Origin of the sequence: Streptomyces sp. NBC_00670 (assembly GCF_036226765.1) — a bacterium.
GTDB lineage: Bacteria > Actinomycetota > Actinomycetes > Streptomycetales > Streptomycetaceae > Streptomyces.
The window spans coordinates 1,401,469-1,413,956 of sequence record NZ_CP109017.1 but is presented as its reverse complement, the minus strand read 5'-3'; the positions used below and the strand labels follow the sequence as shown (position 1 = coordinate 1,413,956).

11 protein-coding genes are annotated in these 12,488 nt (G+C 73.5%); 9 read left to right on the top strand and 2 right to left on the bottom strand.

What is annotated here, in order from left to right:
* Window positions 1-21 precede the first annotated feature (21 nt).
* Complete coding sequence (locus OIE12_RS06255; protein WP_329132569.1) at window positions 22-1,026, bottom strand: DMT family transporter; 1,005 nt, start codon at window positions 1,024-1,026, stop codon at window positions 22-24.
* Here OIE12_RS06255 and OIE12_RS06250 point away from each other — a divergent pair.
* Both OIE12_RS06250 and OIE12_RS06245 read left to right on the top strand, forming a co-directional pair.
* A complete protein-coding gene (locus tag OIE12_RS06250; protein WP_329132568.1) occupies window positions 1,025-2,476 on the top strand; it encodes an aminotransferase-like domain-containing protein in 1,452 nt (483 codons plus the stop codon). The two genes, OIE12_RS06255 and OIE12_RS06250, sit on opposite strands and share 2 nt — an antisense overlap.
* A gap of 73 nt (window positions 2,477-2,549) precedes the next feature.
* On the top strand, window positions 2,550-3,143 hold the full coding sequence (locus OIE12_RS06245; protein ID WP_329132566.1) for a histidine phosphatase family protein: 594 nt from the start codon (window positions 2,550-2,552) through the stop codon (window positions 3,141-3,143).
* Between the two features lie 75 nt (window positions 3,144-3,218).
* On the opposite strand, the gene OIE12_RS06240 is transcribed toward OIE12_RS06245, so the two are convergent.
* Complete coding sequence (locus tag OIE12_RS06240) at window positions 3,219-3,668, bottom strand: DUF6314 family protein (RefSeq protein ID WP_329132564.1); 450 nt, start codon at window positions 3,666-3,668, stop codon at window positions 3,219-3,221.
* 280 nt (window positions 3,669-3,948) lie between these two features.
* Here OIE12_RS06240 and OIE12_RS06235 point away from each other — a divergent pair, with 280 nt between their 5' ends.
* The 7 genes from OIE12_RS06235 to OIE12_RS06205 all read left to right on the top strand — a co-directional run bounded on the left by OIE12_RS06235 (window position 3,949) and on the right by OIE12_RS06205 (window position 12,488).
* A complete protein-coding gene (locus tag OIE12_RS06235) occupies window positions 3,949-6,561 on the top strand; it encodes a YfhO family protein (protein ID WP_329132562.1) in 2,613 nt (870 codons plus the stop codon).
* A 23-nt stretch (window positions 6,562-6,584) separates the two neighbouring features.
* On the top strand, window positions 6,585-7,685 hold the full coding sequence (locus tag OIE12_RS06230) for a glycosyltransferase family 2 protein (protein ID WP_329132560.1): 1,101 nt from the start codon (window positions 6,585-6,587) through the stop codon (window positions 7,683-7,685).
* Window positions 7,685-8,128, top strand: a complete 444-nt coding sequence (locus OIE12_RS06225; protein WP_329132558.1) for a GtrA family protein — start codon at window positions 7,685-7,687, stop codon at window positions 8,126-8,128. The genes OIE12_RS06230 and OIE12_RS06225 overlap by 1 nt, the downstream gene beginning before the upstream one ends.
* 61 nt (window positions 8,129-8,189) lie before the next feature.
* Window positions 8,190-9,218 (top strand): N-acetyl-gamma-glutamyl-phosphate reductase, encoded by a 1,029-nt coding sequence (argC, locus tag OIE12_RS06220; protein WP_329132556.1) that lies wholly within the window; start codon window positions 8,190-8,192, stop codon window positions 9,216-9,218.
* Window positions 9,215-10,366, top strand: a complete 1,152-nt coding sequence (gene argJ / locus OIE12_RS06215; RefSeq protein WP_329132555.1) for a bifunctional glutamate N-acetyltransferase/amino-acid acetyltransferase ArgJ — start codon at window positions 9,215-9,217, stop codon at window positions 10,364-10,366. Before argC ends, argJ begins: the two co-directional genes overlap by 4 nt.
* On the top strand, window positions 10,363-11,268 hold the full coding sequence (gene argB, locus OIE12_RS06210; RefSeq protein ID WP_329132553.1) for an acetylglutamate kinase: 906 nt from the start codon (window positions 10,363-10,365) through the stop codon (window positions 11,266-11,268). The genes argJ and argB overlap by 4 nt, the downstream gene beginning before the upstream one ends.
* Window positions 11,265-12,488, top strand: coding sequence for an acetylornithine transaminase (locus OIE12_RS06205; protein ID WP_329132551.1), 1,224 nt, complete (start codon window positions 11,265-11,267; stop codon window positions 12,486-12,488). The genes argB and OIE12_RS06205 overlap by 4 nt, the downstream gene beginning before the upstream one ends.

Sequence of the window (12,488 nt, the reverse complement as noted above, 5' to 3'; positions counted from 1 at the left end):
GGCGCGGCGGGGCAACCGAGGTCAGGCCCGTGCCCGTTGCGTGACCGCGATGCAGACCAGCACCGCCACCGCCGTCACCGGCGCGGCCCACGTCAGCCGCTCACCCAGCAGCACCGACCACACCAGCGTCAGCAACGGCTGCGCCAGCTGCAACTGACTCGCCCGGGGGATGCCGACCGCCGCCATCCCCCGGTACCAGACCACCAGCCCCAGGAACTGCGACCCCACCGCGACCCACAGCACCCCCGCCACCCCGTGCCGGTCCCACACCACCGGTTCGTACGCCAGCGCCACCCAGGCCCCCGGCAGGGACACCGGCAGACAGAGCACCAGCGCCCACCCGATCACCTGCCACCCCGGCATCTCCCGGGCCAGCCGGCCGCCCTCGGTGTACCCGGCCGCACACACCACCAGCGCCCCGAACAGATACGCGTCCGCCCCCGTCAGCGCGCCCCCGCTCTGCCCCACCGTGAACGCGATCACCGCAGCCGCCCCCGCGCACGCGGCGACCCAGAAGGACCGTGACGGCCGGGACCCCACCCGCAGCGCCGAGAACAGCGCGGTGGTCAGCGGCAGCAGCCCGACCACCACGGCCGCGTGCGCGGTCGTCGAGGTCCGCAGCGCCAACGTGGTGAGCAGCGGGAACCCGACGACGACCCCGCAGGCCACCACCGCGATCCCGCTCCAGTGCCGGCGCGGCGGCACCGGTACCCGCAGTGCCAGCAGGCATCCGCCCGCGAGCACCGCCGCCAGCACGCTGCGCACGGCCACGAGCGACCAGGGGCCGAACGACTCCAGCCCCCAGGCCGTGGCGGGAAACGTGAGGGAGAAGGCGACGACGCCGAGCCCGGCCTGGACGGCGCCCGTCCGGGAACCCCGGGGGCCCCGGGGACCGCTCCCGGAATTCGTCCCGGACCCGGCACCGGAACGCGGCCCCGCCCCAGCACCCGGCACCACCCCGGGACCCGGCCCCGCCTCATCAACCGCTATCGCACGACCTTGAATAGCGCTACTCTCGGCTCTCATGCACGAGCGTAACAGCGTCGCCAACCTGGCCGGAACCCTCCGCGCGGAGGTGAAGCGCTACTCCACAGGAGAGAAGCTGCCGTCCAGCAGGGCCCTCGTCGAGCGGTTCCGGGTCAGCCCGGTGACCGTCTCCCGCGCGCTGGCGCAGCTCGCCGCCGAGGGCCTGGTCGTCACCCGCCCCGGCTCCGGCGCGTTCCGCGCGGACCCCCGCACGGCGCCCGCCCCGTCCGGCGACACCGCCTGGCAGGAGGTCGCGCTCAGCGCCGATCCGGCCACCGAGCACGTGCCCCGCGGCGTCGACGCCTCCGGCGTGCTCGTCTCGCTCGCCGCCCCGCCCGCCGGGGTGATCGAGTTCAACGGCGGCTATCTGCACCCCTCGCTCCAGCCGGAGCGGGCGATGGGAGCCGCGCTCGCCCGGGCCGGCCGCCGCCCGGGCGCCTGGGGCCGGCCGCCCATGGAGGGGCTGCCGGAGCTGCGTGAATGGTTCGCGCGCGGCATCGGCGGCCCGGTCACCGCCGCCGACGTGCTGGTCACCGCCGGCGGCCAGTCCGCGCTCACCACCGCGCTGCGCGCGCTCGCCCCGCCCGGCGCCCCGGTCCTGGTGGAGTCGCCCACCTACCCAGGCATGCTGGCGATCGCCCGCGCCGCCGGGCTGCGCCCGGTCCCCGTGCCGGTCGACGCCGACGGCGTCAAGCCCGCCCTGCTCGCCGACGCCTTCCGGGCGAGCGGCGCCCGGGTCCTCGTCTGCCAGCCGCTGTTCCAGAACCCGACCGGCGCGGTACTGGCGCCGGAGCGCCGGGCCGAGGTGTTGCGGCTCGCGCGCGCCGCCGGGGCGTTCGTCGTCGAGGACGACTTCGTACGGCGGCTGGTGCACGAGGACGCGGGGCCGCTGCCGCCGCCGCTCGCCGCCGAGGACCCGGACGGCGTGGTGGTGCACGTCGGCTCGCTGACCAAGGTGACCTCGCCCAGCTTCCGGGTGAGCGCGCTGGCCGCCCGGGGTCCCGTCCTGGAGCGGCTGCGGGCCATCCACGTCGTCGAGACGTTCTTCGTGCCACGCCCGCTGCAGGAGGCCGCCCTCGAACTGGTCGGGGCGCCCGCCTGGCCGCGCCATCTGCGGGCGGTCTCCGCCGAGTTGCGCATCCGCCGGGAGGCGATGACCGCCGCGCTCCGCCGTGACCTGCCCGCACTCGCCCTGCCCCATGTGCCGTCCGGCGGCTACCACCTCTGGCTGCGGCTGCCCGACGGCGCCGACGAGTCCGCGCTGGTCGCCGCCGCCCTGCGCACCGGCGTCGCGCTCACCCCCGGCCGCCCCTACTTCAGCGCGGAACCCCCCGCCGCCCATCTGCGGCTCAGCTTCGCGGCGGTCGCGGGCACCGCCGAGATCACCGAGGGCGTACGGCGGCTGCGGGCGGCCTGTGCCGACGTCTTCACCGCCTCCCTTTTCGGGTGAGGAGGCGCATACCCTCGGTAACTGGCGCGTAACGGCCCTTGACCTGCGTACTTGCGCGGCCCACCATCACGGCATGCACGTTCGGGTCACGTTCGTCGCCGCCGCACGCAACGCCTCGCTGCTCGCCGAACGTTTCGAGGACGACCGACCGCTCGACCAGGCGGCCTGGGACCAAGTGCTGCACGTGGCCGGGCAGTTGCTCCCGCTCGCCGCCGCCGAACTGCGCTACTGCTCGCCGACCCCGCGCAGCCGTGCCACCGGCGACGCCCTGGGCTACGCCCCTCTGGTGCAACTCGCCCTGCGCGACTGCGACATGGGCCGCTGGCGCGGACTCACCCTCGGCGAGGCCATGGCCCGCGAGCCGCAGTCGGTGGACGCCTGGCTCGCCGACCCGCGCGCCGCCCCGCACGGCGGCGAGTCCCTGCTGTCGTTCATCTCCCGGGTCGGCGGCTGGCTGGACACCCGGCCCGCCGAGGAGGGCTGCCGCATCGTCGCCGTCGCCGAGCCCTCGGTCGTCCGCGCGGCCCTGGTCTACGCGCTGAAGGCGCCCCCGGCCACGTACTGGAACCTCGACGTCCATCCGCTGTCGACGACCACCCTGACCGGCCGCGCCGGCTACTGGAACCTCCGCTTCGACGGCGTCGCGACCCAGCCGCTCCGGGCCTGACCCCGGCCCGCCTCCGTCCTCGGCCCGCCCGCGCGTAGTCCCGGCCCGCCCGCGTGGGGGCCCGGCCGTCCGCCCTCAGCCCACCCGGGCGTAGTCGGTCGTCAGCACCAGGTCCTTCGCCGGGCCGCCCACCCGCCACACCGTCCGCCAGTGGTCCCGGTCCCGCACGGTGAACTCGCCCCGGTAGAAGTCGGCCGCGCAGGGGTGGTCGGCGACGTACCGCCCGGTGCTCAGGTCCAGGTCGTGAAAGGGGCGCCCGTCCGCGAACCGCACGTCCGCCGTGCCCGCCCCGCCGCTGCCCGGCAGGAACCGCAGCGTCCGCGTCGCCGGCCGGGCCACGCCCTGCCAGACGAACGTCCCGGCCTCCTCGTGCAGCAGCCCGCCGCCGTCGAGCGGCCCGAACCCCGTCGTCCCGGTGAACCGGCCCTCCTCGCCGCCGGACAGGTCCCGCGCCGACCGCTCGACCCGCCACTCCCCGGCCAGATACGCCAGTACGTCCGGCACCGGCCAGAACTCGCCCCTCACGTCACGCCCTCCGTCGCACCCCGGTCCGCCGCACGCCCCGTCGGCGTGCCCGCCCCCCATCCTGCCGCCCGCGGGACGGGACCGTGAATTAACCCCCGCTTCGCATACGCGTCGGCTTTTGTTTCCCCCTCGGCAAGAATTCCGTTGAAAAGAACTCCCCCGTACTTCTCCGCATTCCGAATCCCCGCGAATCCGTCGCGGAAATTCCACTGCCGAGTACAACCATGCGGAAAGTCTGCCCGTCTTAACGGGCGAATCAACAATGGGGAGTCTGTCGAGAATGAACGGGTCGATCCGGCCGAGTACCACGGCGGCGTGGGCGCGCGTCCCGCGCGACGGGCGGGCCGCCGCGCTGCTCGCCGCGGTGCTCACCACCACCGCGCTCTGCGGCGGCGACGTCCTGGCCCGCAGCTTCCCCTTCGGTTCCCGTACCCGTGACGTCAACGACCTGGGCAACCAGTACGTGCCCTTCCACGCGCACCTGTGGGACCTGCTGCACGGCCGTGCCGACGGCGGACTGCTCGTCAACTGGCAGTCCGGATACGGGTCCAGCTTCCTGCCCGACCTCGGCACCTACCTCAGCAGCCCGTTCGCCCCGCTGGTGGCGCTCTTCCCGCGCGACGAGATCGACCTCGCGGTGTACGTCCTCACCCTCCTGAAGGCCGCGTGCGCCGGCGCCGCCATGGCCTGGCTGCTGCCGCGCCTGCGCCCCGGCCCCTGGTGGGCCGCCGGGCTGCTCGGCGCCTCGTACGCCCTGTGCGGCTGGACCCTGTCCTACGCCTCGTACAACCCGATGTGGCTCGACGGCCTCCTCGCCCTGCCGCTGCTGTGCCTGGTGGGGGAGTGGGCGCGGGAGGGGCGGCACCGGGTGGCGGGCGTGCTGATCGTGGCGCTCGCCTGGACCGCCAACTTCTACACCGCCTACATGGCCACCCTCGGCGCCGGCCTCGTCCTCCTGCTGCGGCTCTGGCTCAGCGGACCGCCGCGCCGGCGCGCGTTCGCGGCGGCGGGCCGGGCCGCGCTCACCACCGCACTCGGGGCGGGCCTGGCCGCACCGCTGGTCGTGGTCGTCTACGCCGGCACGCGCCACGCCTACCCGGGCCGCGCCGGCACCTTCCACCCGGTGGACGGCACGGACCTGCTCGCCCGCCTGCTGCCGACCACGTACTCCTACTCCAGCCCGGGCGTCTACGTGGGCATCACGGCCCTCGTACTCGCCCTCGCCCTGCCCTTCCACCGGGCGGTACCGGTGCGCGAGCGCGCCGGATGGACGGTGCTGGTCGTCGCCGTCGCGCTGTCGATGCAGTGGACGCCGACGCATCTGGCCTGGCACGCCTTCACCACGCCCAACGGCAGTCCGTACCGGCAGGCGTTCGTGCTCTGCGCGCTGCTGGTGTGCGCCGCCTGGCACGCGCTCGCCTACGGGCCGCCCGGATGGCGCGCCCTGGGTGCGGGGAGCCTGCTGTTCGCCGTGCTCGCCGCCCTGGCGAGCCGCAGCGGCCTGGAGGACACCTCGTACGGCCCGCCGGTGCTGCTCCTCGCCGCTGCGGGCACCCTGGGCGGCCTCGCCCTGCTCACTTGGCACGCCGCCGGGGAGCGGGGCGCCGGAGCAACGCCCGGTACGGGCCGCCGCCGTACCGTCCTCGCCGGTCTCGCCGTGGTGCTGCTCACCGCCACACAGCTCGGCGAGGCCGGGGCGACCGACGCCGTGGCCACCCGGCTGCGCCTCAACCACATGGACGACTACGCGCCCTGGGGCACCCGCCAGGAAGAGCAGGCCCAGGCGGTCGACGGAGCCGACGGCTGGCCCCGCTACCGCACCGACCCCGGCCGGGAGCAGACCGTGGCCAACGACCCGCTGATGGTCGGCGGCCAGGGCGCGCAGTACTACAGCAGCCTCACCGCCGACGTGCTCAGCCGGACGCTCACCGCGCTCGGCGGCGGCTCCACCTCGCTCGGCCGCAGCCTGCAGAGCCTGGACAACCCGGTCACCGACGCCGTGTTCTCCGTCGGCGCCCGCGTGCACTCCCCGCCGGACCAGCACCAGCGCTGGAACCCGCGGGACGACAGCCCGGTGACCGTCTCCCGCAGCCAGGTGCCGCCCCTGGTCACCGTGCGGCCGGACAAGGGCTCCGCCGCCGGGTTCGGCACCTCGCCCTACCGCAACCAGGAACTGCTGCTCGGCAGCCGCGTCTACACCGTGCCCCGCGCCACCGTCCGCACCGACGCGGGCGGCCCGGCCGCCGTCACCGCGCGGTGCCGGGCGGGCGACGAGGCGTTCCTGTGGGCCCCGCGCTTCTCGGGCACCGCACGGCTCACGGGCACCCCTGCCGCCGCCGCCCGGTTCCGCTCCAACGCCGCCGGCAGCCGGCTCGCGGCCATGCAACCCCTCGGCACCGTCCCCGACTCCGGCCGGCTGCGCATCGCGCTGACCCCGAACCGGGCTGGCACCACCGTCCCTTCCGGCGCCGTCGGCTGCCTCGACACCGCCCGGCTGCGCGCCGCCGTCGACCGGCTCACGGAGACCGGCGCCACCGAGGTCAGCGTCTCCGGCGCCACCGTCCACGCCCGGCTCCCGGCCGGCAGCACGGGCACCGCCGTCCTCGCCGCACCCCGTATCGCCGGCTGGCGCTGCGCCGCCGGGGACGGCGCGGAACGGCCCGCCGCCACCTACCACGGGCTGATCGCCGTCCCCCTCGACGGCTCCGCCACCACGTTCACCTGCACCTTCCACCCGCCCGGCCTGCGGCTGGGCTCCGCGATCGGAGGTGTCGCGCTGCTCGTCACGGCGGCGCTCGCCGTCCTCGCCGCCGTCCGCCGCCGCCGGACCCCGGGGCCCTGGGCCCCGCCGACGGCCGCACCACCGCGCGAGCGCGTGACCCACGCTCGCTGACCGCGCCACGGGAGAACCCCACCATGCTCATCTCGATCGTCGCCCCCTGCCACAACGAGGAAGACGTCATCGAACGCTTCCACGAGGAAGTCGGCAAGGTCGTCGACGACCTGCTGCCGCTCGGCCACGACACCGAGTTCGTGTACGTCGACGACGGCAGCCGCGACCGCACCCTGACCTTGCTGCGCTCCCTCGCCGACCGCGATCCGCGGGTACGGTACGTCTCGTTGAGCCGTAACTTCGGCAAGGAGGCCGCCCTGCTCGCCGGACTGCGTCACGCCTCGGGGGACTGCGTCGTCGTCATGGACTCCGATCTGCAGCACCCGCCGCGGCTGATCCCCCGCCTGGTCGAACTGCACGCACAGGGCTACGACCAGGTGATGGCCCGCCGCGACCGCGGCGGCGACCGGTTCACCCGGACCCTCACCGCCCGCCTGTACTACCGGATCGTCAACCGGCTCGTCGACGTCGAACTCGTCGACGGCGTCGGCGACTTCCGGCTGCTGTCGAGGCGCGTGGTGGACGCCGTGCTGTCCATGAGCGAGTACAACCGCTTCTCCAAGGGCCTGTTCGCCTGGGTCGGCTTCCCCGGCACCACGCTCGCCTACGAGAACGAGGTGCGCACCCACGGCCGCAGCTCCTGGACGCTGAAGTCCCTGCTCAACTACGGCCTCGACGGGCTGCTGTCGTTCAACAACCGGCCCCTGCGCACCGCCCTCCACCTCGGCATGGGGCTGCTGCTGTGCGCCGCGCTCTACACCGCGTGGATCGTCGGCGCGGCACTCGTCAACGGGGTGCGCACCCCCGGCTACGTCACGACGATCACCGTGGTCACGGCGCTGGCCGGGGTACAGATGGTGATGCTGGGCGTGGTGGGGGAGTACACCGGCCGGATCTACTACGAGGTCAAGGGCCGCCCGCACTTCCTGGTGAAGGCGAGCAATGTGCGAGGTGCGGAGACCGGGCCGGGCACGGAGGCCGGGCAGCGCGCGGAGGGCGTGGCGCACCCGGGGAGCGAGACGGGGAGCGGCACGGAGACGGGTGCGAAGACCGAGGCGGGGACCGGCGCGAAGACCGAGGCGAGGACCGGTGCGGGAACCACACGGAAGCACCTCGTCCGCTGATGTCCACGACCGGCACGACCGAGACCGCCGCCGCGCCACCCGTCCGTCCGATGGCGCGGCAGATCCTCGTCTTCTCCCTCGTCGGCGTCGTGAACACCGGCACGTATTACGGTTCCTATCTGCTGCTGCTGCCCCGGCTTCCCTATCTCGCCGCCCATGTGCTGGGATCCCTGATCAGCATGACCGGTTCCTTTTTCCTCAATGCGTGGTTCACCTATCGGATCAAGCCGACCTGGCGCAAATTCCTGCTTTTCCCGCTGACCAACGCCACGAATTTCACCGTCACCACCGTGGGTCTCTACGTGATCGTCGACGTCCTGCATTCCGGCAGCCGCTTCGCCCCGCTCCTCGCCTCCGCCGCGGCGATTCCGGTCACCTTCGTGGTCTCCCGCATGATCATGCAGCCGAAGGGGGAGGGTCTGCCCGCACAGCGAGGGGCCTGAGCCCGTGATTGCATAACTCTGCATCGCTACGTATAGTCATGCCATCACGGATGGAGGGTTCATGGCTGTACGTGCGGCAGTGGCCGGAGCGAGTGGATACGCGGGCGGGGAAGTCCTGCGCCTGCTCCTCGCGCACCCCGAGGTCGAGATCGGCGCACTCACCGGGAACTCCAACGCGGGGACGCGCCTGGGCGCGCTCCAGCCCCACCTGCTCCCGCTCACCGACCGCGTGCTGGAGGAGACCACCCCCGAGGTCCTCGCCGGACACGACGTGGTCTTCCTCGCGCTGCCCCACGGGCAGTCCGCCGCCGTCGCCGAGCGGCTCGGCCCGGACGTCCTCGTCGTCGACATGGGCGCCGACTTCCGGCTGAAGGACCCGGCCGACTGGGAGCGCTTCTACGGCTCCCCGCATGCCGGCACCTGGCCCTACGGCCTCCCCGAACTGCCGGGCGGCCGCGCTGCGCTGGAGGGGTCCAAGCGCATCGCGGTGCCCGGTTGCTACCCCACGGCCGTCTCGCTCGCGCTCTTCCCGGCCTACGCCGCCGGGCTCGCCGAGCCCGAGGCCGTGGTCGTCGCCGCCTCCGGCAGCTCCGGCGCGGGCAAGGCGCCCAAGCCGCATCTGCTCGGCTCCGAGGTCATGGGCTCCATGTCCCCCTACGGCGTCGGCGGCGGCCACCGGCACACCCCCGAGATGATCCAGAACCTCGGCGCGGTGGCCGGCGAGCCCGTCACGGTCTCCTTCACGCCCACCCTCGCCCCGATGCCCCGCGGCATCCTCGCCACGTGCAGCGCGAAGGCCCGCGACGGCGTCACCGCCGAGTCCGTGCGCGCCGCGTACGAGAAGGCCTACGCCGACGAACCCTTCGTCCACCTGCTCCCCGAGGGACAGTGGCCCGCCACCGCCTCCGTGTACGGCTCCAACGCCGTCCAGGTGCAGGTCGCGTACGACCCCGCCGCGCACCGGGTCCTCGCGATCAGCGCCCTCGACAACCTGACCAAGGGCACCGCGGGCGGTGCCGTGCAGAGCATGAACATCGCCCTCGGGCTCGACGAGACGACAGGTCTCTCCACGATCGGAGTCGCACCGTGAGTGTCACTGCCGCGAAAGGTTTCACCGCCTCCGGCATCGCAGCGGGCATCAAGGAGAACGGCAACCCCGACCTGGCCCTCGTGGTCAACACCGGGCCCCGCCTCGCCGCCGCGGGCGTCTTCACCTCCAACCGGGTCAAGGCCGCGCCGGTGCTCTGGTCCGAGCAGGTCCTCAAGGGCGGTCAGGTCTCCGCCGTGGTCCTCAACTCCGGCGGCGCCAACGCCTGTACGGGCCCGAAGGGCTTCCAGGACACGCACGCCACCGCCGAGAAGGTGGCCGGCACCCTGGACCTGAACGCCGCCGAGGTCGCCGTCTGCTCCACCGGACTCATCGGCGTCCTGCTCCCCATGGACAAGCTGCTGCCGGGCGTCGAGAAGGCCGCCGCACAGCTGTCGGCGCACGGCGGCGAGAAGGCCGCCCTCGCCATCAAGACCACCGACACCGTCCACAAGACCTCCGTCGTCACCAGGGACGGCTGGAGCGTCGGCGGCATGGCCAAGGGCGCCGGCATGCTCGCCCCCGGCCTCGCCACCATGCTCGTCGTCCTCACCACCGACGCCGACCTCGACAGCGCCACCCTGGACCGCGCCCTGCGCGCGGCCACGAAGGTGACCTTCGACCGCGTCGACTCCGACGGCTGCATGTCCACCAACGACACGGTGCTGCTCCTCGCCTCCGGCGCCTCCGGCGTCGCCCCGGAGTACGCCGAGTTCGCCCAGGCGGTCCGTACCGTCTGCGACGACCTCGGACAGCAGCTCATCCGGGACGCCGAGGGCGCCAGCAAGGACATCAAGGTCGAGGTCGTCAACGCGGCCTCGGAGGACGACGCCGTCGAGGTCGGCCGCTCCATCGCCCGCAACAATCTCCTCAAGTGCGCGATCCACGGCGAGGACCCCAACTGGGGCCGCGTCCTCTCCGCCATCGGCACCACGAAGGCCGCCTTCGAGCCGGACGCGCTCAACGTCGCCATCAACGGCGTCTGGGTCTGCAAGAACGGCGGCGTCGGCGAGGACCGCGACAAGGTCGACATGCGCTACCGCGAGGTCCACATCGTGGCCGACCTCGCGGCCGGCGACGAGACCGCGACCATCTGGACCAACGACCTCACCGCCGACTACGTCCACGAGAACAGCGCGTACAGCTCATGAGCAACCAGACGCGGAAGCACACCGCGCTCCCCAAGGCCCGGATCCTCATCGAGGCGCTGCCCTGGCTCACCCGCCACCACGGCAAGACGGTCGTCATCAAGTTCGGCGGCAACGCCATGGTGGACGAGGACCTGAAGGCGGCCTTCGCCCAGGACGTCGTCTTCCTGCGGCACGCCGGGCTCAAGCCGGTCGTCGTGCACGGCGGCGGCCCGCAGATCAGCGCCGCCCTCGACCGGCACGGCATCGTCAGCGAGTTCAAGGCCGGGCTGCGCGTCACCACCGAGGACGCCATGGACGTCGTACGGATGGTGCTCGCCGGGCAGGTGCAGCGCGAACTGGTCGGGCTGCTCAACCGGCACGGCCCGCTCGCCGTCGGCCTCACCGGCGAGGACGCGCACACCCTCACCGCCACCAAGCACACCCCCGAGATCGACGGCGAGCCGGTCGACATCGGACGGGTCGGCGAGATCACCGAGATCGACACCGGCGCCATCGAGGCACTGCTCGCCGACGGCCGCATCCCGGTCGTCTCCTCGATCGCGCGCAGTCAGGACGACCACCATGTCTACAACGTCAATGCTGATACGGCGGCTGCGGCACTCGCTGCGGCGCTGGGCGCCGAGACCCTGATGGTCCTCACCGACGTCGAGGGCCTCTACGAGGACTGGCCGAACAGCGACGAGGTGATCAGCCGGCTCACCGCGAGCCAGCTGGAGAAACTGCTGCCGGAGCTCTCCTCGGGCATGGTGCCCAAGATGGAGGGCTGTCTGCACGCCGTACGGGGCGGCGTCACCACCGCCCGCGTCATCGACGGCCGGGTCCCGCACTCGATCCTGCTGGAGATCTTCACCGACGAGGGCATCGGCACGATGGTCGTGCCGGACGGACAGGGGGAGTCGTGAGCAACCGGGACACGGACAAGCAGGACACGGGCAACCAGCAGCTGACCGCCCGCTGGCAGGGCGCCCTGATGAACAACTACGGCACCCCCCGGCTGCCCCTGGTGCGCGGCGCGGGCGCCAGGCTGTGGGACGCCGACGGCACGGAGTACCTCGACTTCGTCGGCGGCATCGCGGTCAACGCCCTCGGCCACGCCCACCCGGCGATCGTCGAGGCCGTCAGCCGGCAGATCGCCTCCCTCGGCCACGTCTCCAACCTGTTCGTCGCCGAACCGCCGGTCGCGCTCGCCGAACGGCTGCTCCAGCGCTTCGGCCGGGACGGCAAGGTCTACTTCTGCAACTCCGGCGCCGAGGCCAACGAGGGCGCCTTCAAGATCGGCCGGCTGACCGGGCGGCCGCACATGGTCGCCACCGACGGCGGCTTCCACGGCCGCACCATGGGCGCCCTCGCGCTGACCGGCCAGCCCGGCAAGCGCGACCCGTTCCTGCCGCTGCCCGGCGAGGTCACCCACGTCCCCTACGGCGACGCGCAGGCACTGGCCGCCGCGGTGACCGAGGAGACCGCCCTCGTCGTCATCGAACCCATCCAGGGCGAGAACGGCGTCGTCGTCCCGCCCCCCGGCTATCTCAAGGCGGCCCGGGCGATCACCGCCGCCACCGGCTCGCTGCTGGTCCTGGACGAGGTGCAGACCGGCGTCGGCCGCACGGGCCACTGGTTCGAGTACCAGGCCCACGAGGGCGTCCTGCCCGACGTCGTCACCCTCGCCAAGGGGCTCGGCGGCGGACTGCCGCTCGGCGCCACCGTCGCCTTCGGCCGGGCCGCCGAACTGCTCCGGCCGGGCCACCACGGCTCCACCTTCGGCGGCAACCCGGTCGCCTGCGCCGCGGGGCTCGCCGTCCTCGACACGATCGCCGACGAGGGGCTGCTCGACAACGTCAAGCGGCAGAGCGAGAAGCTGCGCCAGGGCATCGAGGGGCTCGGCCACCCGTTGATCGACCATGTCCGGGGCGCCGGACTGCTGCTGGGTATCGTGCTCACCGAGCCGCTCGCCCAGAAGGCGCAGCAGGCGGCTCAGGACGCCGGCCTCCTGGTGAACGCGCCCGCCCCCGATGTCGTACGGCTGATGCCGCCGCTGAACCTCGGCGACGACGAGGTGGAGGCGTTCCTCCGGGCGCTCCCCGGCGTCCTGGCGCAGGCCCACGGGGACGGAGATCCGGAGTGA

Bases quoted from the DNA above. Each gene is read 5' to 3' on its own strand.
- OIE12_RS06225 (WP_329132558.1), top strand. From the start codon at position 7,685: ATGTCCACGACCGGCACGACCGAGACCGCCGCCGCGCCACCCGTCCGT.
- OIE12_RS06235 (WP_329132562.1), top strand. From the start codon at position 3,949: ATGAACGGGTCGATCCGGCCGAGTACCACGGCGGCGTGGGCGCGCGTC.
- argB (WP_329132553.1), top strand. From the start codon at position 10,363: ATGAGCAACCAGACGCGGAAGCACACCGCGCTCCCCAAGGCCCGGATC.
- OIE12_RS06245 (WP_329132566.1), top strand. From the start codon at position 2,550: ATGCACGTTCGGGTCACGTTCGTCGCCGCCGCACGCAACGCCTCGCTG.
- OIE12_RS06255 (WP_329132569.1), bottom strand. From the start codon at position 1,026: ATGAGAGCCGAGAGTAGCGCTATTCAAGGTCGTGCGATAGCGGTTGAT.
- OIE12_RS06250 (WP_329132568.1), top strand. From the start codon at position 1,025: ATGCACGAGCGTAACAGCGTCGCCAACCTGGCCGGAACCCTCCGCGCG.
- OIE12_RS06230 (WP_329132560.1), top strand. From the start codon at position 6,585: ATGCTCATCTCGATCGTCGCCCCCTGCCACAACGAGGAAGACGTCATC.
- argC (WP_329132556.1), top strand. From the start codon at position 8,190: ATGGCTGTACGTGCGGCAGTGGCCGGAGCGAGTGGATACGCGGGCGGG.